This is a genomic window from Actinoallomurus soli (assembly GCF_024055715.1).
Lineage (GTDB): Bacteria > Actinomycetota > Actinomycetes > Streptosporangiales > Streptosporangiaceae > Actinoallomurus > Actinoallomurus soli.
The window spans coordinates 425,612-443,226 of sequence record NZ_JAMXMV010000004.1; the positions used below are offsets into that span (position 1 = coordinate 425,612).

Here is a 17,615-nt window from a genome sequence, read left to right on the forward strand (position 1 = left end):
GGAGGGCGGGACCGCCGAGATCCTGTCCACGGGCCCGGAACAAGCTCTGAGCCGCCGCCTGGGCGGAACCGGGCCGGTGGACAGGCGCGATCAACGCTTGCTGTACTGCGGAGCCTTACGGGCCTTCTTGAGGCCGTACTTCTTCCGCTCCTTGGCCCGCGCGTCACGAGTCAGGAAGCCGGCCTTCTTCAGGGCCGGGCGGTTGTCCGGGTCGACCAGCTGCAGGGCGCGCGCGATACCGAGGCGCAGCGCACCGGCCTGGCCGGTCACGCCGCCGCCGCCCACGCGGGCGATGACGTCGAACTGGTCCTCAAGGCCCAGGGTCACGAACGGCTCGTTCACGACCTGCTGGTGGACCTTGTTGGGGAAGTACGTGTCCAGGGAGCGACCGTTGATCGTCCACTTCCCGGAGCCCGGGACGATGCGGACGCGCGCGATGGCCTCCTTGCGACGGCCGGTGCCGGCGGCCGGGCCGGTCAGCACCGGGCGCGGAGCTTCGTCGGCGACGACCTCCGGGGACTCGGTGGTGTAGTCCCCCACGTACTCTTCGAACTCGGCGCCCTCGAAGGACGTCTCGACACCGGTGGGCTCGGCCACGGTACTCCTCAGGATCTCTTTCGGATGCCGCGCGTTACTGCGCGATCTGCTTGATGTCGTAGGGCACCGGCTGCTGGGCCTGGTGCGGGTGGTCGGGGCCGGCGTAGACCTTCACCTTGCTGAACATCTTGCGGCCCAGCGTGTTCTTGGGAAGCATGCCCTTGATCGCCTTTTCGACCGCACGCTCGGGGTTCTTCTTCATCAGGTCGGAGTAGGCGACGGACCGCAGACCACCCGGGTAACCGGAGTGGCGGTAGGCCTTCTTCTGCTCGAGCTTCTTGCCCGAGAGCGCCACCTTGTCGGCGTTGATGATGATGACGAAGTCACCCGTGTCGAGGTGCGGGGCGTAGATCGGCTTGTGCTTACCCCGAAGCAGCGTTGCGACCTGGCTGGCCAGCCGACCCAGCACGACATCGGTCGCGTCGATGACGTGCCACTGACGCTGGACGTCAGCAGGCTTAGGGGTGTAGGTGCGCACGGTCGTAAGCCTTCGTTTCGTGTCTGACAACAGAGATGGGTCCGCCGGACGGCCTTGCCGCCGCAGGCCCGGTGGGTCGAGCGACCCGCTGACGGGCACGCTGACGCACACAACGAACTAGCAGAATACCGGTCCACACGCCAGCGGGCAAAGCGAGCGTCCGGGACCGTCCTCCATCGTCACGACGCGACGATCGTACGGCTGTCCTCTTGGACACCCTATACCGGGAACTATCGGCGAACGCCGGACTTGACCCGCTTGGCGGGCATATAGTGCTGGTCCTCCGCAGCCCCCCGGGAGGATCCCCTGTCCGCGAAGCGCGTCAAACGCCGCGTCCAGGCATTCGTGCTGCTGGCCATCGCGGTCTTCGTCTCCGGCGGCATCGCCGCCCGATCGCTCTGGAGTGCCGCGCAGCAGCACAATCCGACACCGGCCACCACGCCCGCGCGCGACGTCGCCGTCTTCCCCCGCCCTGAGGGATCGGCCGTACGTCCCTCCGCCGACGCGAGCCCGTCGGCCCGCCCGGCCACGCCGGCCCGCCGGTCCAAGAGCCCGGCGAAGCGGAAGACGCCCAAGCACAGCGCCACCCCGCGCGCCACCCGGTCCTCCACGGCCGCCCCCACGCCGTCGAAGACCACGAGCAGGCAGGCGGCGGCGGAGAGCGCCGCGGTGCGCCTCACCAACGCCCAGCGGGCCGCGCACGGCTGCACGGCCCTGCGGGTCGACACCGGGCTGCGGACGGCGGCGCGGTCGCACTCGGCGGACATGCGTGACCAGAATTACTTCGACCACAACTCGCCGGACGGGCGGACCCCGTGGGACCGCATCAAGGCGGCCGGTTACACGACCCCCGGCGCGGAGAACATCGCCAAGGGCTACGCCACCCCGGAGGCCGTCGTACAAGGCTGGATGAAGAGTCCCGGCCACCGGGCGAACATTCTGAACTGCAGTCTGAAAGCCATCGGAGTCGGCGTCGCCTATGGCTCGGGCGGCCCCTGGTGGACACAGGACTTCGGCTTTAAGTAACCGCCTGAACACGCATATGAGCAGGTAGGGTCGCGTTCATGGCTTTTCCGGGTGATAAACAGCAACCCGGCGGCTGGGCATCTCCGCAGCCGCCGCAGTCGCCGTACGGCCCGGCCGAGGACCAGGCCTCCCGCGGTGGTTCACTCTTCGATCCCTCGTACGGCTCCGGCCCGCCCCAGGACGCGGATCCCGCGGGCCCGTTCGGCGGTCCGGGCTCCTACGACGGGTACGCCGCCGAGCAGCAGGGCGGTTACGGGCCGGAGACGCGGTCCTACGGCCAGGACGCCGGCTACGGTGCCGGCGGCTACGGCGCCGGACCCGGCGGTCCCGAGGGCGACCCGTACGGCGGCGCGGGCCGGTACGACGCTCCGGGCGGCTACGACGCTCCTGACGGTTACGACGGCGGACCCGGTGGACCGGGCGGACCCGGTGGACCGGGCGGACCCGGCCGGTACGGCGCGGTGCCGGGCGGCCAGGACGCGCTCGCGTTCGCGCCCGGTGGCGACGAGCGGCCGGGCGGGAGCAAGAAGAAGCCTCTGATCATCGGCGCGGCCGTCGCCGCGGGCGTCGTCGTCATCGGCGGCGGATCGGCGCTCGCGCTGTCCTCGGGCGGCGGCGACCCCAAGCCGAAGCCGACCGCGATGTCCTCCAAGCCCGCCGCGGCGCCCCCGCAGACCCCGACCGCGGTCCCCACCCCCACGCCGACCGAGACCGGCAAGGGGCAGCAGCTCGCCTCACGGACGACGGACCCGAAGCCGCTCACCCTGGCCGAGGTCTTCAAGAACAAGAGGTTCAAGGCCGGCGGGCGCACCTACGTGCTGACCACGCGGCGTTCGGACAGCAAGTGCGCGAACGGTGTGCACGGCACCACCTTCCGCAAGGCCCTCGTCAAGGCGGGGTGCACGCAGGTGCTGCGAGCGACGTACACCAACGGCAAGTTCGTCGGCACCATCGGCGTACTCAATCTCAAGTCCGAGACGACGGCCAAGGCCGCGCAGCGGGCGTCCCGCCCGAAGGACGCGTACGTCCTGCCCCTGCCAGGGGCCGGGAGCACCAGCAAGCTCGGCAAGGGTCTGTCGCTGACGACCGCGGATCCCGAGGGCCACTACCTCATCATGAGCTGGGTGCAGTACCCGAATGGCAAGGCGATTGCGAAGAGTGACTACAGCGGTGTGACCGCGTTCGTGCAGAATGCGACGATCGGTAGCAATCTGCGACCGGCCCTGAACTACCGGTCAATGGTCGGCAAACCCGCATAATTGGACACCGCGCGCTAATACTCTAGTGACCCATGTCTGGCCGTGACGTGACTTTTGTACCGTCCGTAACGGAAGGGTCGGAGCCTCCGCCGCAACCGGCACCACCAGGCCGCCGCGCACCGGCTGAGAATCCCCTCGCGACCCCCCAGGCCGCCGATGCGTCGCCGGACGACCCGGCCCGTTCCGGACCGCCCCCGACGCCCGACGACGCCGAGGAGAGCATGACCCCGCCACCCCCTCGTCCCGGATCGCCCGCGCCCGACGCGGAGGACCGGACGACGGCCCCGCCGCAGCGACCGACGGCCGCGACGCCCTCGGACCTCCGTTCCGACCGGCCGACCGGCCCCAGTACGGCGGGCACGTCTCCGCAGCGTCCGGCAGACGCCTCCCAGCAGCACCACGCCGCTCCGGGCTCCACGTCCGGCCCGGGGTCCGCGTCCGGCCCGGGGTCCGCGTCCGGCCCGGGCTCCACGTCCGGCGGGGCCACGGACGTCCCCAACGCCGCCCACGGCCCCGCCGGCGGCCCGGCCTCGCCCGAGCCGGGTCTGTTCCAGGGCGCCGCCGAGAAGACCGTGACGGACGTCCTGGAGCCCGAGACGGGCAGCGCCCTGCCCAAACTGCCCGTACCGCTGCGGACGGAGGGCCCGCCGCCCTCCCCGGCGGAGAACACCCTGCCGCCGCTCACCCCCGACGCGATCCTGCCGCCGGGCACGGTCCCCGAGGCCCCGCCGGAGCCCGACCCGGAGCCTGAGATGGGCGCCACGCGTCCCACTCCGCAGATCGGCTCCGGCGACCCTGGCGCGGGCCCGCACGCCGGAGGATCCGACGGCCCGCGTGGTCCCGGCCGGCCCTGGCGCGGCGCCGCGGGCGCCGCCGGGGCCCGCGGAGCGCTCCTCATCGGCGCCGGCGCGCTGGCCGCGCTCGTCCTCGGCGGTGGCGGCGTCATCGCCTACACCACGGTGTCCAACGACGCGCCGAAGGAGCACACGGCCGCCGCTCGCCCGACCCACGTCTCGCAACCGCCGCCCACGCCCAGCGCGGCCGCTCCGACGCCCACCGACACGTCGGCGAAGCCCAAGCCGAAACCGAAGCCCAAGCCGACGCCCATCGACATCAGGGACGAGAAGAAGGACCCCAAGCCGCTCAGCGTCACCGAGGTGTTCCCCGACCCGACGCTGCAGATCGCGGGCCACTCGTTCATCCGGATGAAGACCGTCCCGAACGACCACTGCGACCTGACCGCCAACGGCACCTTCAGCAAGGAGCTGACCCGTCAGCACTGCCGCCGGGTCGTACGGGCGACGTTCGTCTCGGACGACAACAAGATCGCGGTGACGACGGGCATCGCGGCGATGCCCACCGACGCCGCCGCGGCCGCCGCGATGAAGGCCCAGGACCCCGCCCACTACGACAAATGGTTCCGCGGGATGAAGGCCAGCGGCGCTCCGAAGATCGACCAGGCGGGCGGTTGGGCGGTGAGCGTCCAGCGCGGCCGGTACATCATCTACGCGTACGCGATGTACGCCGACGGGCACAGGTTCAAGTCGGGCGACAAGACGCTCAGGGACGTCGCGAACGGTTTCCGGGACGACACGGTCAAGCCGATCGAGGTCCGCGAGAAGAGCTGACGACCAGGCGACGCGCGTCCCTTCATCCCACGCCGGGATCCGGGACGCGCGTCCTACGTTCGTGCGCCGGCTCGGCGTCCCGCCGCTCACACGCGGACTCGGCCTCCCACGTCGTGCCGACCCTCACACGCCGGCTCGGCGTTCCAGGACGTGCCCCGCCCGTACGTGCGGCCGGCCGTCCGGCGGCGCCACTGCGCCCGTACGCCGGGTTCGCCGTCCGCCGACGCGGCGAGGGCGTCAGCCGGCCTGACGCTCCTCGGGGGCGGTTCCGCCGAGGACCCGGACGCGGCGTGTCTCCTGGGCGCGGCTGGCCAGCAGGCCGGCCTCCGGGTACGTGACCTCCTCCAGCGTCAGGCCGTGCGGCGGGAGAACCTGCACCGCCGAGTCCCGGACCCCCGCGGACAGGACCTCGGCCGGCCAGTCGACCGGTCGCCGCCGGTCGCCGACCGACAGCAGCGCGCCCACGATGGCGCGCACCATGGAGTGGCAGAAGGCGTCCGCCACGACCGTGGCGACGGCAACGTCGGCCGACTCGCGCTCCCAGTCGTACCGCAGCAGCCGCCGGATCGTCGTCGCGCCCTCGCGCTTACGGCAGTAGGCGGCGAAGTCGTTCTCGCCGAGCAGCAGCGCGGTGGCGGCGTTCATCCGGTCCAGGTCGAGAGGACGGGGGTGCCACAGCACCTCGTGGCGGCGCATCGGGTCGACGCCCACCGGGTTGTCGCAGACCCGGTACGCGTAGCGGCGCGACAGCGCGGAGAACCGCGCGTCGAAGCCCTCGGGAGCCTGCCCGATCCGCCAGATCCGTACGTCGGGCGGGAGCACTCCGGCCATCCGGCGCGGCAGCGTGCCGCCCACCTGGGAATAGGCCGCCACGGGCACCACCACGTGCGCGACCTGGCCGCGCGCGTGCACCCCGGCGTCCGTACGGCCCGCGACCGTGAGGACCGGCGGTGGGTCCAGCCGCAGCACCCGGCCCAGCGCGTCCTCGATGACACCCTGGACGGTGCGCCGCCCCGGCTGCCGCGCCCAGCCCGCGAAACCCGACCCGTCGTAGGCGAGGTCGAGCCGGAGTCGTACGAGAGCGGTCATCGGGCTCGCGGCGCGTCGGTCTCGGCCCTCGGACCGAACGCGGAACGCCGCCTCCCCCCTTCTGTTACCGTGAGCGAGTCGGCGAGGGCGCGGCGGAGTCGCGTCCCGGCGCGCCACACGGACACGCCGAGCCCCTCGGCCTTCGGGCGGGGGCGCGGACGACGGACCACCGGCTTCTCCTTCACTGAAGAGCGAACGTCCGTGAGGGGTGAACGTCGCCGAACGGATCGACGGCTCCCGCCTGCCGGCGGCCGAGTGGCGCCGGAACCGGCGGCCGAGCTCGTCGGGCACAAGTCTTTCAAACAACGAGCCCGCCGTCCCGTAGGGGCACGGCGGGCTTCGTCGTAAACGTTGCCTACTACTTCTCTTCGGCCTCGGTGTCGTCCGCCGCGACCTCGGCGGCCGGGGCCTCGGCCGCCGGCTCCTCGGTCGCCGCCGGGGTCTCCTCGGTCTCCTCGGCGGCGGGCGCCGGGGCCTCGGTGGCCGGAGCGGTCGTCGTCCGGGTCGTCACCGCGGACGGCGCGGCCTCCTCGACCAGCTCGATCAGCGCCATGGGGGCGTTGTCGCCCTTGCGCGGGCCGAGCTTGGTGATCCGGGTGTAGCCACCCGGGCGGTTCTCGAACCGCGGGCCGATCTCGGTGAAGAGCGTGTGGACGACGCCCTTGTCCCGCACGACGGTGAGGACCTGGCGCCGCGCGGCGAGGTCACCGCGCTTGGCCTTGGTGATCAGCTTCTCCGCCAGCGGGCGCAGCCGCCGGGCCTTGGCCTCGGTCGTCGTGATGCGGCCGTGCTCGAACAGCGCGGTGGCGAGGTTCGCCAGGATGATGCGCTGGTGCGACGGGCTGCCGCCGAGACGAGGGCCCTTGGTGGGCGTGGGCATTGATCCCTCTCCTTGTTTCAACCCGCACCGGCCGTACGAGGTACCGGTGTCGGTCCGGCGGAGCCATGGCCCCGCCGAGTGTCGGTGACCGGTGGCGGCCCGCGGGCCGCCACCGACCATCAGTCAGATTCAGTACTGCCCGGTGCCGCTCAGTACTGCTCGGTCTCGGCGTAGCTCTGGTCCTCGTCGCCGTAGGCGTCCGCCGCCGCCGTCGGGTCGAACCCGGGCGGGGAGTCCTTCAGCGTGAGGCCCATGTCGTTGAGCTTCTGCTTGACCTCTTCGATCGACTTGGCACCGAAGTTGCGGATGTCGAGCAGGTCCTGCTCGCTGCGGGCCACGAGCTCACCCACGGTGTGGATGCCCTCGCGCTTGAGGCAGTTGTAGGACCGGACCGTGAGGTTGAGCTCCTCGATCGGCAGCGCCAGGTCCGCCGCGAGCGCGGCGTCCGTCGGGGACGGGCCCATGTCGATGCCCTCGGCCTCGACGTTGAGCTCCCGGGCCAGGCCGAACAGCTCGACCAGGGTCTTGCCGGCGCTCGCCACCGCGTCGCGCGGCAGCATCGCGGGCTTGGTCTCGACGTCCACGATCAGCCGGTCGAAGTCGGTGCGCTGCTCGACACGCGTCGCCTCGACCTTGTAGGTGACCTTCAGGACCGGGGAGTAGATCGAGTCGATCGGAATCCGGCCGATCTCCTGACCCGGCTGCTTGTTCTGCGCGGCGGAGACGTAGCCACGACCACGCTCGACGGTGAGCTCCATCTCCAGCTTCGCCTTGTTGTTCAGCGTGGCGATGTGGAGCTCGGGGTTGTGCACCTCGACACCGGCCGGCGGCGCGATGTCGGCGGCGGTGACCTCACCGGGGCCCTGCTTGCGGAGGTACATCACGACCGGCTCGTCGTGCTCGGAGGAGACGACGAGCTCCTTGAGGTTCAGGATGATGTCGGTGACATCCTCCTTGACGCCCGGGATCGTGGAGAACTCGTGCAGCACGCCCTCGATCCGGATGCTCGTGACGGCGGCACCCGGGATGGAGGACAGGAGCGTCCGGCGGAGCGAGTTGCCGATGGTGTAGCCGAAGCCCGGCTCCAGCGGCTCGATCGTGAATCGCGACCGGAACTCGTCGACCTGCTCTTCGGTGAGAGTCGGTCGCTGGGCGATGAGCATTTCTTACTTCCTTCCCGCGGCGCCCGCTATTTGACTGCCGCGATCTCGCACTGCGGGGCGCACGCCGTGAGACGTGCGCCCGCACGAGTGGACGTCAGCGCTTGGCGTACCACTCGACGATGAGCTGCTCCTGGACCGGCGCGTCGATGTGCTGCCGGACCGGGAGGGAGTGCACGAGGATGCGCATCCGGTCGGGGACGACCTCGAGCCACGCCGGGACCCGGCTGTCGCCGGCCTCGGCGCGCGCCACCACGAAGGGGGTGTCCTCGAGGGACTTCTGGCGCACCTCGATGATGTCGCGCTCGCTGACGCGGTACGACGGGATGTCCACCTTCTTGCCGTTGACCAGGAAGTGGCCGTGCTTGACCAGCTGCCGGGCCATGTCGCGGCTCTTGGCGAAGCCCGCGCGGTAAACGACGTTGTCGAGGCGGCGCTCGAGCAGGCTCAGCAGGTTGTCACCCGTCTTGCCCGTCCGGCGGTTCGCCTCCTTGTAGTAGTTGACGAACTGGGCCTCGAGGACGCCGTAGATGCGGCGGGCCTTCTGCTTCTCCCGGAGCTGGAGCATGTGCTCGCTCTCCTTGGGACGGCCGCGACCGTGCTCACCCGGCGGGTACGGGCGGATCTCGATCGGGCACTTCGGGCCCTCGCACTTGCTGCCCTTGAGGAACAGCTTCATCTTCTCGCGGCGGCACAGCTTGCAGTCGGCGCCGGTGTATCGAGCCATCTCTCTCTTCCCTAACTCAGACGCGGCGGCGCTTGGGCGGCCGGCAGCCGTTGTGCGGCACCGGGGTGACGTCCTGGATCGAACCGACCTCGAGGCCGGTCGCCTGCAGCGACCGGATCGCGGTCTCACGGCCCGAACCGGGGCCCTTCACGAAGACGTCGACCTTGCGCATGCCGTGCTCCATGGCGCGGCGGGCGGCGGCCTCGGCAGCCATCTGAGCGGCGAACGGCGTCGACTTACGCGAGCCCTTGAAGCCCACGTGACCGGCGCTGGCCCAGGAGATCACGGCGCCCACGGGGTCCGTGATCGTGACGATCGTGTTGTTGAACGTGCTCTTGATGTGGGCGTGCCCGTGAGCGACGTTCTTCTTTTCCTTCCGGCGCACCTTCTTGGCGCCGGCGCGGCTCTTTGGCGGCATCTGCTCTCAAATCTCCTGGAGGTCGTCGATCCGTCGGCCCCGGGCGGGGGCCGAGGACTACTACTTCTTGCCGGCCTTCTTCTTGCCGGCGACGGTCTTCTTCTTGCCCTTGCGCGTACGCGCGTTGGTCTGCGTCCGCTGACCGTGCACCGGCAGGCCACGGCGGTGCCGAATGCCCTGGTAGCAGCCGATCTCGATCTTGCGACGGATGTCGGCCTGGATCTCGCGGCGCAGGTCGCCCTCGATCCGGTAGTTGGCCTCGATCCAGTCACGGAGCTGGATCAGCTCGTCGTCCCCGAGCTCGTGGACGCGACGGTCACCGCTGATGCCGGTTTCCTTCAGCGTCTCCAGGGCACGGGTACGGCCGATGCCGAAGATGTAGGTGAGAGCGACCTCGAGGCGCTTGTCGCGCGGGAGGTCGACGCCGAGGAGGCGTGCCATCTCGGGCAGTTCCCTTCTGTTTCACGGAGGTCTGCGCCCCGCATCCCCGCCCCTGCCCGGGCGGGGCCCCGGCCTCCGACCGGGGGTTGCTCCTCATCGGAGCCGCGGAACGTCGGAATATGCGCGACCGCGCCAGGTCACCCGTGGCGCGGCCTGTTCAGTTGTCAGCCCTGACGCTGCTTGTGGCGCGGGTCATCGCAGATGACCATGACCCGGCCGTGCCGCCGGATGATGCGGCACTTGCTGCAGATCTTCTTGACGCTCGGCTTGACCTTCACTGGGTCTCCTCATACAGGGTCACCCCCGCGTTGCCGAGCCATAGGCGAACACGCACAAGCGGCTCACCAACCGACTATACGCGGGGAAGGCAACCCCAGTGGGTGGTTACTTGTATCGGTAGACGATCCGACCGCGCGTGAGGTCGTAGGGGCTCAACTCCACGACGACGCGGTCGTCGGGCAGGATCCGGATGTAGTGCATCCGCATCTTCCCGCTGATGTGGGCGAGCACCTTGTGCCCGTTGTCGAGTTCCACCCGGAACATGGCGTTCGGGAGCGACTCGACGACGGTGCCCTCGATTTCGATGGCCCCTTCTTTTTTGGGCATGTCCTCCGCGCTTCGCTGATCGGTTCGTCAGGAGAACGGCCACCGCGGGACACCCGAGCACGCCTCAGAGGCATGCGGGCATGAGCCAACACGGGACCGACAAAAGAGTCTACGTCACGCGACACGAAACCCGAAATCGGCGCCGGCCTCGTGTCGCGGGACCCACTCCTCCAAGCGTGCAACACCGGAGCGACCGCGTTTCATCCCGCCGATCCCCGCCTGTTGATCTCAGCCCGCCGATCGCGGTCCCCCGTGCGACGGGCGGCGCAGGACGAGTCTTCGCGCGACGCGGTGCCGCTCGTCCTCGTCCTCGCCCTCATCGGCGGCGGGCATCCTCATTCCGGCCAGGCGTTGCCCTGGATGATCTCGACGAAGTCCGCCCGCCGGAAGTCCGGATCGAAGTACGCGAGGACGTCGTCGTTCATGGTGCCGAAGGTGGTGTCAGGGCGGTCCGCCACGCCCTCGTAGAACGCGCGCAGGATCCGGCGCTTGAAATCCGGTCGGGGATGGGCCAGGACGACGGCCCGCTTGTCGGCGTCGCTGATCTGGTCGAGGTCGAGGCCGAGCACGTCGGTCTCGACCCCGAGCGTGACCACGCCCACCTCGGGTCCCAGGCGCAGCGGCACCTCGGGCGTGGTGTGAAGGGCGATGGCGAGCCAGACGTCGCGGGCTTCGCCCTCGAACCTGCCGTGATCACGGAGGAACCCGTACGCGGCATCCGCGCCGTCGACCTCGAAGCGCTGCCCGGTGGTACGGAACCTCCGGGTCAGTCCGAGGTCATGGAACATGCCGCCCACGTAGGCGAGCTCGGGGTCGACGTCCACGCCGCGCGCCTTGGACTTGAGCATTCCCCAGAGGAAGACGCGCCGAGAGTGGTGGAACAGCGTGTCCCCGACCACCGGGTCGTCCGCGGCGTCCCGGGTCACCTCGGTCGCCGCGCGGACGAGGTCGGTGTCGGGAATCTCGATTCCTGCGATGGTCTGCGCCATGGAACTCCTCCTGATCGCTCGGGTCGGGGACTCCTCCAGCCTCCCGGCGCCATGACGCTTCGCGGCCCTCCGTACCGGACAGGAATCGCTCGGTCCACGACAGCTCAGGCGACCACCGCGCCCGGTAGCGCGGCCTCCGGGCACCGGACCGCAGGGGGCTTCCCACGGGGAATAAAGCGGGCCGTTGGCCGGGTCGTCACACGTGGGTGCCGCCCGCGCCGCCGGTCCCGTACGGCGGCGCGATGGCGGTCGCGGCAGAGGAGGTCCGAGGATGGCGCGGCGGCGACGCGTGGTCTTCCTTGTGTTCGACGGCATGAAGATGCTGGACGTCACCGGTCCCGCCGAGGTGTTCTCCACGGCGAACCGCTTCGGCGCGCCCTACGACCTCGGCTACGTATCGCCCTCCGGCCGTACCGTGACGACCTCGATCGGAGCCGAGTTCGCCGTCGACGGCCCGGCCGGTGACGTGGAGTCCGCGGACACCGTCGTCGCCTCCGGAGGCGACGAACTGCCGTCGAAGCCGATCCCCCGCGACCTCATCGCGGCCGCCTCCGCCCTCCGGGACCGCTGCACCCGCATGGTCTCCATCTGCACCGGCTCGTTCGTCCTGGCGTCCTCCGGCCTGCTCGACGGCCGCCGAGCCACCACCCACTGGCGGCACACCGACCTGCTCGCCCGCGCCTTCCCGAAGATCTCCGTGTCGCCGGACGCCCTCTTCGTACACGACGGCGGCATCTACACCTCCGCAGGCGTGTCCGCCGGCATCGACCTGGCCCTCTCCCTCGTCGAGCAGGACCACGGCCCCGACCTCGCACGCGACGTCGCCCGGGACCTGGTGATGTTCATGCAACGGCCTGGCGGTCAGACCCAGTTCGCCGCCCCTCTGCAGGTCAGGGCGCCGCGCACGCCGACACTGCGCGCGGTGGTGGACCTCGTCTCCGCGCAGCCCGCGCTCGACCACAGCACGAGTTCCCTGGCCGCCCACGCCGGCGTCAGCCGGCGCCACCTCGCCCGGCTCTTCGCCGCCGAGCTGGACACCTCACCCGCCAAGTTCGTCGAGCGCACCCGCCTGGACCACGCCCAGTCGCTCCTGAACGCCGGCCACGGCGTCGCCGAGACCGCGAGGCTGGTCGGCTTCGGCAGCGCCGAGACCATGCGCCGGGTCTTCGTCTCCCGGCTCGGCGTCTCGCCCAGCCGGTACCGCGCGCGCTTCAAGACCACCGCCCCGCCGCGTTCGGGCTAGCGGTGCTCCTCTGAGCCGCCGAAGAGCTGCCCGGCCAGCATGAGCGCGCCCCACGGACCGGCCACCCAGATCCACCAGGGGTACCAGGCGCCCGCCGTCACGGCGGTGAGCAGCCAGATCACGATGCAGACCAGGTTGACCGACGCGTACGTCGCCCAGCCCGCCCGCATGCCCTTCCGGTAGAGACCGTTCCCGGGACGGCGGGCCGGAGTCGACTGCCGGTACGCCGGCACCGGCAGCTCGTACATGTCCTCCTCGGGCAGGTCGCTGGTGACCTTCTGCAGGTCACCCAGCGTCCGGGCACGGTAGGCGAGGTCGAGGCGCTCGTTGAGCTCGTCGACGGCGATCCGTCCCTGAGCACAGTGCTCCCGCAGCGCCGCCGCGACGCGATCGCGATCGGCGTCGGAGGCGCGGATCTCAGGATTGAGCGGCATCGTCGATCCTCTCCCTCAGGAACCCCCGGATTCCTTAATCAGAGGCTACGCCGCAGAACGCCGCTTTCCACGACCACCGCCCCGTCCGATCCCGCCCGCCGCACGAAGCACGCCCGCCAGGCCGGGCGCGGCCCGTCGAACGGTCTCCGACGTTGCGCGCGGCCGTCCTGCGCTCTTTGACGTGACGGACGGCCGTCAAACGCACTGTGACGTTGCCTCCGGCCCTGCGAGCGGTCAGGCGTCCTTGAGGCGGGCGCCGCCGTCGAGTGCGGTGAGCACCCAGGGGCCATCCTCCGTGACGGCGAAGGTGTGCTCGAAGTGCGCCGAGCGGCGGCCGTCACCGGTGATGACGGTCCACTCGTCGTCGAGCAGCAGGGTCTCCGCCGTACCCAGGTTGACCATCGGCTCGACCGCGAAGCACATGCCCGGCACCAGGACCGGTCCACGGCCCGGCAGCCCGTAGTTGGGCACCGCGGGGTCCATGTGCATCTCGGTGCCGATGCCGTGGCCGACATACTCCTCGACGATGCCGTACTCGCCCTGCCCGCGGATGTAGGTCTCGATCGCATGACCGATGTCGCTGAGCCGAGCGTCGACCTTCCCGGCCGCCAGCCCCCGCCACATCGACTCCTCGCAGACCTCCAGCAGCCTGCGCTCCTCCGGCGTGATCTCCCCGACCGGAACCGTCACCGCCGAGTCGCCGTGCCAGCCGTCGACGATCGCGCCGCAGTCGATCGAAATGACGTCACCCTCGGCCAGCACCTTGGACGGGCTCGGGATGCCGTGCACGATCTCCTCGTTGACCGAGGTACAGATGCAGGCGGGGAACCCCTGGTAGCCCTTGAACGACGGCGTCGCGCCCTCGGACCGGATCGAGTCCTCCGCGATCGCGTCCAGGTCCGCCGTCGTGATGCCCGGCTTGACGGCCTCGGTGAGCCGCTGGAGCGTACGGGCGACGACCAGGCCGGCCTCCCGCATCACGTCCAGTTCGCCACGGGACTTGATCTGAATGGCCGGCTTACGCTTCTTCCACACTCTTATGCTCCGCAGGTAGATCCGAGCGCGTCGGGATGGATCCGGCGCACCTCGCCACCGCGGGACTCGCTGCCGCGCTCATTCGCAGACGCGATCCGCGGCCGGCTCGTACCTCACCGGCCACTACGCTCGCTCGTCGGTTTGCACAGCACCCAACGCCGCGCACAACCTCCTCGCTCACTACGCGGCCGGCTCGTACCTCACCGGCCACTACGCTCGCTCGTCGGTTTGCGCGGTCAGTCGGTGAATGGGCGGAGCGCGGCGAGAGCCCGCTCGGTGACCTCTTCGACGGGCCCTGTCGCGTCGATGCCGACCAGGATGCCCTCATCGGCGTAGAACGACGCGAGGGGCGCAGTCTGTTCCTGGTAGACCTCCAGGCGATGCCTGATGGTCTCCTCGCGGTCGTCGTCGCGCTGGAACAGCTCGCCGCCGCAGACGTCGCAGACGCCCTCCTTGGACGGCGGGTCGAACGCCACGTGCCAGATCTTTCCGCACTTGCGGCAGGTCCGGCGCCCGGACAGCCGGCGTACGACCTCGTCGTCGTCGACCACGAGCTCGAGCACGAGGTCCAGGCGCTGGTCCATCTCGGCAAGGATCTTCTTGAGCGTCTCCGCCTGCGGAACGTTGCGCGGGAAGCCGTCGAGCAGGAAGCCCTCCTGCGCGTCGTCTTCGGCCAGCCGGTCACGCACCATCGCGATGGTGATCTCGTCGGGGACGAGATCACCTCGGTCCATGTACTCCTTGGCCTTACGGCCAAGGGGCGTGTTGCCGCTCACGTTGGCGCGGAAAATGTCACCTGTCGAAATCTTCGGGACCGACAGATGCGATGAGATGAACTGGGCCTGAGTCCCCTTGCCCGCTCCCGGGGGGCCCACGAGCACGATTCGCACTACCGCAGGAAGCCCTCGTAGTTACGCTGCTGAAGTTGGCTCTCGATCTGCTTCACCGTGTCCAGCCCGACGCCGACCATGATCAGGATGCTGGTGCCGCCGAACGGGAAGTTCTGGCTCGCTCCGATGATGCCGAACGCCACCATCGGGACCAGCGCGATGAGTCCCAGGTACAGCGCGCCGGGAGCGGTGATCCGCGTGAGCACGTAGTCGAGGTACTCGGCGGTCGGCCGACCCGGGCGAATACCCGGAATGAACCCACCGTACTTCTTCATGTTGTCCGCGACCTCGGTCGGGTTGAACGTGATCGCCACGTAGAAGTAGGTGAAGAAGATGATCAGCAGGAAGTACAGGGCCATGTAGATCGGGTGATCGCCCTTGACCAGGTACTTGCTGATGAACGTCGCCACGGGGTTCGAGCTGTGCCACATCTGCACGATCAGCGACGGCAGGTACAGCAGTGACGAGGCGAAGATGACCGGGATGACACCGGCCTGGTTCACCTTGAGCGGGATATAGGTCGAGGTGCCGCCGTACATCCGCCGGCCGACCATCCGCTTGGCGTACTGCACCGGGATGCGGCGCTGGGCCTGCTCGACGAACACCACGCCGGCGACGATCGCGATGCCCACGATGAGGACGATCGCGAAGACGAAGCCGCCCTTGGTCTTGTAGATGTTCCAGAACTCGGACGGGAAGACCGCCACGACCTGGGTGAAGATCAGGATCGACATGCCGTTGCCGACGCCGCGGTCGGTGACGAGCTCACCGAGCCACATGATCACCGAGGTGCCCGCCGTGATGGTGATGACCATCGTGACGATCGTGAACCAGCCCTTGTCCCACAGCAGGTCCTCGGTGCAGCCCTGGAGCAGGTTGCCGGTGCTCGCCATGGCGACGATGCCGGTGCCCTGCAGGATCGCGAGGCCGATCGTCAGATAACGGGTGTACTGCGTGATCTTCGTCGTCCCCGCCTGGCCCTCCTTGCGGAGCGCCTCCAGGCGCGGGATCACCACGGTGAGCAGCTGAAGGATGATGCTCGCCGTGATGTAGGGCATGATGCCCAGTGCAAAGATCGAAAGCTTCAGCAGCGCGCCGCCGCTGAACAGGTTGACCAGGCCATAGACGTTGGCGTTGGCCCCCTTGCTCACGACGTCCACACATCGGTGTACGGCCCCGGTGTTCACGCCCGGTGCCGGCAGCTGAGAGCCCAGCCGGAACACCGCGATGATGAACAGCGTGAAGAGAAGCTTCTTGCGCAGGTCGGGTGTTCGAAACGCCCGAGTGAACGCGGTCAGCACCATTCCTCCTGCGCGGTTTCCGGCCAGCGGCCGCTCACGGCCTCGGTCGATCCTCAAGTTGCGGCGACAGTCTCGCCGGTCGAACTCTAACAGCCCTTGCGGGGATTGCCGCCCCCGCCACCGCAAGGCGGGGGCGAATCCCGCAAGGGCTTTGACTCACAGCTCTTCCGCAGTGCCTCCGGCACCTGTGATCTTCTCCTTCGCGGAACCGGAGAAGGCGTGCGCCTTGACCTGAACCGTTACGGAGATGTCACCGGTGCCCAGCACCTTGACCAGGCGGCCGGCGCGCACGGCGCCCTTCGCCGCGAGGCTCTCCGGCGTGACCTCGCCGCCCTCGGGGAAGAGCTCGGCGATCTTGGCCACGTTGACGACCTGGTACTCGACCCGGAACGGGTTCTTGAAACCTTTCAGCTTCGGAACCCGGCGGATCAGCGGCATCTGGCCGCCCTCGAAGCCGGTCGGCACGGTGGTACGGGCCTTCGTGCCCTTCGTGCCGCGTCCGGCGGTCTTGCCCTTGGACGCCTCGCCACGGCCCTTACGGGTCTTGGCCTTGTGGGCGCCCGGCGCCGGCCGCAGGTGGTGCGGCCGCAGCGGAGTCTCTGCACCCATGTCAGTCGACCTCCTCGACGGTGACGAGGTGGCGAACGGTGTTGATCATCCCGAGCACCTCGGGGCGGTCCTCGCGGACGACGCTGTCGCCGATCCGCCGGAGCCCGAGCGTACGCAGGGTGTCACGCTGGTTCTGCTTGCCACCGATCTTCGACTTCACCTGCGTGATCTTCAGGTTCGTCACGATGCCACCTCCTGCCGGGGCTCGCTGCCCGCCGCGCGAGCGCGGAGCATCGCGGCCGGGGCGACATCCTCGATCGGCAGACCCCGCTTGGCCGCGATCTCCTCGGGCCGGTTGAGCTGCTTGAGGGCCGCCACCGTCGCGTGGACGATGTTGATGGCGTTGGACGAGCCGAGCGACTTCGACAGGACGTCGTGGATGCCCGCGCACTCCAGGACGGCGCGCACCGGGCCACCCGCGATCACACCGGTACCGGGGCTGGCCGGCTTGAGCATGACGACGCCCGCAGCCTCCTCGCCCTGGGTGGTGTGCGGGATGGTGCCCTGGATCCGCGGCACCTTGAAGAAGTGCTTCTTGGCCTCCTCGACACCCTTGGCGATCGCCGCGGGCACCTCCTTGGCCTTGCCGTAACCGACCCCCACGGTGCCGTTGCCGTCGCCCACGACGACCAGCGCCGTGAAGCTGAAGCGCCGGCCGCCCTTGACGACCTTAGCGACCCGGTTGATCGCTACGACGCGCTCGATGTACGACTGTCCCTTGTCGGCGCCACCGCGGCGGTCATCACGCCGGTCGCGCCGCTCGCCGCCGCCACGACGTGGTGCTGCCATTAGTGGTTCCTCTTCT

Annotated in this window: 22 protein-coding genes; 4 read left to right on the plus strand and 18 right to left on the minus strand. The window is 69.7% G+C overall.

All coding sequences use genetic code 11. The features are described from left to right. Window positions 1–90 precede the first annotated feature (90 nt). Together rpsI and rplM are read right to left on the minus strand one after the other, a co-directional pair. Window positions 91–597 carry a 30S ribosomal protein S9 gene (gene rpsI / locus NDW01_RS13845; protein WP_252780809.1) on the minus strand — a complete coding sequence of 169 codons (507 nt, stop codon included), beginning with the start codon at window positions 595–597 and terminating at the stop codon, window positions 91–93. Window positions 598–631: 34 nt separating this feature from the next. Further along, window positions 632–1,075, minus strand: coding sequence for a 50S ribosomal protein L13 (gene rplM, locus NDW01_RS13850; protein WP_252808899.1), 444 nt, complete (start codon window positions 1,073–1,075; stop codon window positions 632–634). Between the two features lie 345 nt (window positions 1,076–1,420). On the opposite strand from rplM, the gene NDW01_RS13855 reads away from it, so the two are divergent. From NDW01_RS13855 to NDW01_RS13865, 3 genes are all read left to right on the plus strand, one after another. Next, window positions 1,421–2,101 carry a CAP domain-containing protein gene (locus NDW01_RS13855; protein ID WP_252820523.1) on the plus strand — a complete coding sequence of 227 codons (681 nt, stop codon included), beginning with the start codon at window positions 1,421–1,423 and terminating at the stop codon, window positions 2,099–2,101. Between the two features lie 38 nt (window positions 2,102–2,139). After that, the gene (locus NDW01_RS13860) at window positions 2,140–3,360 is read left to right on the plus strand and encodes a hypothetical protein (protein WP_252820691.1); all 1,221 of its coding nucleotides are present in this window, start codon (window positions 2,140–2,142) and stop codon (window positions 3,358–3,360) included. 221 nt (window positions 3,361–3,581) lie between these two features. Beyond that, window positions 3,582–4,988: a hypothetical protein gene (locus tag NDW01_RS13865; protein WP_252820525.1), complete on the plus strand. Its 1,407-nt coding sequence runs from the start codon at window positions 3,582–3,584 to the stop codon at window positions 4,986–4,988. 237 nt (window positions 4,989–5,225) lie between these two features. Here the strand turns inward: NDW01_RS13865 and truA are convergent, their stop codons facing one another. From truA to NDW01_RS13910, 9 genes are all read right to left on the minus strand, one after another. Beyond that, window positions 5,226–6,077 (minus strand): tRNA pseudouridine(38-40) synthase TruA, encoded by an 852-nt coding sequence (truA, locus tag NDW01_RS13870; protein ID WP_252820527.1) that lies wholly within the window; start codon window positions 6,075–6,077, stop codon window positions 5,226–5,228. 358 nt (window positions 6,078–6,435) lie between these two features. After that, entirely contained in the window at window positions 6,436–6,957 is a 522-nt protein-coding gene (rplQ, locus tag NDW01_RS13875; protein ID WP_252820529.1) for a 50S ribosomal protein L17, read from the minus strand. A gap of 149 nt (window positions 6,958–7,106) precedes the next feature. Then, the gene (locus NDW01_RS13880; protein WP_252780730.1) at window positions 7,107–8,120 is read right to left on the minus strand and encodes a DNA-directed RNA polymerase subunit alpha; all 1,014 of its coding nucleotides are present in this window, start codon (window positions 8,118–8,120) and stop codon (window positions 7,107–7,109) included. Window positions 8,121–8,214: 94 nt separating this feature from the next. Then, window positions 8,215–8,844: a 30S ribosomal protein S4 gene (gene rpsD / locus NDW01_RS13885; RefSeq protein WP_252780715.1), complete on the minus strand. Its 630-nt coding sequence runs from the start codon at window positions 8,842–8,844 to the stop codon at window positions 8,215–8,217. 16 nt (window positions 8,845–8,860) lie between these two features. Next, window positions 8,861–9,262, minus strand: a complete 402-nt coding sequence (gene rpsK / locus NDW01_RS13890; RefSeq protein ID WP_252780568.1) for a 30S ribosomal protein S11 — start codon at window positions 9,260–9,262, stop codon at window positions 8,861–8,863. Between the two features lie 60 nt (window positions 9,263–9,322). Then, entirely contained in the window at window positions 9,323–9,703 is a 381-nt protein-coding gene (gene rpsM / locus NDW01_RS13895; RefSeq protein ID WP_252780566.1) for a 30S ribosomal protein S13, read from the minus strand. 164 nt (window positions 9,704–9,867) lie between these two features. Further along, window positions 9,868–9,981: a 50S ribosomal protein L36 gene (gene rpmJ / locus NDW01_RS13900; protein WP_252780562.1), complete on the minus strand. Its 114-nt coding sequence runs from the start codon at window positions 9,979–9,981 to the stop codon at window positions 9,868–9,870. A 106-nt stretch (window positions 9,982–10,087) separates the two neighbouring features. Next, window positions 10,088–10,309, minus strand: a complete 222-nt coding sequence (gene infA / locus NDW01_RS13905; RefSeq protein ID WP_067912209.1) for a translation initiation factor IF-1 — start codon at window positions 10,307–10,309, stop codon at window positions 10,088–10,090. Between the two features lie 335 nt (window positions 10,310–10,644). Further along, a complete protein-coding gene (locus NDW01_RS13910) occupies window positions 10,645–11,298 on the minus strand; it encodes an HD domain-containing protein (RefSeq protein WP_252820531.1) in 654 nt (217 codons plus the stop codon). Between the two features lie 271 nt (window positions 11,299–11,569). Here NDW01_RS13910 and NDW01_RS13915 point away from each other — a divergent pair, with 271 nt between their 5' ends. Further along, on the plus strand, window positions 11,570–12,541 hold the full coding sequence (locus NDW01_RS13915; RefSeq protein WP_252820533.1) for a GlxA family transcriptional regulator: 972 nt from the start codon (window positions 11,570–11,572) through the stop codon (window positions 12,539–12,541). Here NDW01_RS13915 and NDW01_RS13920 read toward each other — a convergent pair. The 7 genes from NDW01_RS13920 to rpsE all read right to left on the minus strand — a co-directional run bounded on the left by NDW01_RS13920 (window position 12,538) and on the right by rpsE (window position 17,599). Next, on the minus strand, window positions 12,538–12,975 hold the full coding sequence (locus NDW01_RS13920) for a DUF1707 domain-containing protein (RefSeq protein WP_252780558.1): 438 nt from the start codon (window positions 12,973–12,975) through the stop codon (window positions 12,538–12,540). The genes NDW01_RS13915 and NDW01_RS13920 overlap by 4 nt on opposite strands. Before the next feature lie 234 nt (window positions 12,976–13,209). Next, window positions 13,210–14,010 (minus strand): type I methionyl aminopeptidase, encoded by an 801-nt coding sequence (gene map / locus NDW01_RS13925; protein WP_252820536.1) that lies wholly within the window; start codon window positions 14,008–14,010, stop codon window positions 13,210–13,212. Between the two features lie 236 nt (window positions 14,011–14,246). Then, window positions 14,247–14,900: an adenylate kinase gene (locus tag NDW01_RS13930; protein ID WP_252780554.1), complete on the minus strand. Its 654-nt coding sequence runs from the start codon at window positions 14,898–14,900 to the stop codon at window positions 14,247–14,249. Beyond that, complete coding sequence (gene secY / locus NDW01_RS13935; protein ID WP_252780551.1) at window positions 14,900–16,201, minus strand: preprotein translocase subunit SecY; 1,302 nt, start codon at window positions 16,199–16,201, stop codon at window positions 14,900–14,902. The genes NDW01_RS13930 and secY overlap by 1 nt, the downstream gene beginning before the upstream one ends. Window positions 16,202–16,357: 156 nt before the next feature. Then, window positions 16,358–16,810 (minus strand): 50S ribosomal protein L15, encoded by a 453-nt coding sequence (gene rplO / locus NDW01_RS13940; protein ID WP_252780548.1) that lies wholly within the window; start codon window positions 16,808–16,810, stop codon window positions 16,358–16,360. 1 nt (window position 16,811) lies between these two features. Beyond that, window positions 16,812–16,994 carry a 50S ribosomal protein L30 gene (gene rpmD, locus NDW01_RS13945; RefSeq protein ID WP_252780546.1) on the minus strand — a complete coding sequence of 61 codons (183 nt, stop codon included), beginning with the start codon at window positions 16,992–16,994 and terminating at the stop codon, window positions 16,812–16,814. Then, window positions 16,991–17,599 carry a 30S ribosomal protein S5 gene (gene rpsE, locus NDW01_RS13950; RefSeq protein ID WP_252780543.1) on the minus strand — a complete coding sequence of 203 codons (609 nt, stop codon included), beginning with the start codon at window positions 17,597–17,599 and terminating at the stop codon, window positions 16,991–16,993. Before rpsE ends, rpmD begins: the two co-directional genes overlap by 4 nt. Window positions 17,600–17,615: the final 16 nt, after the last annotated feature.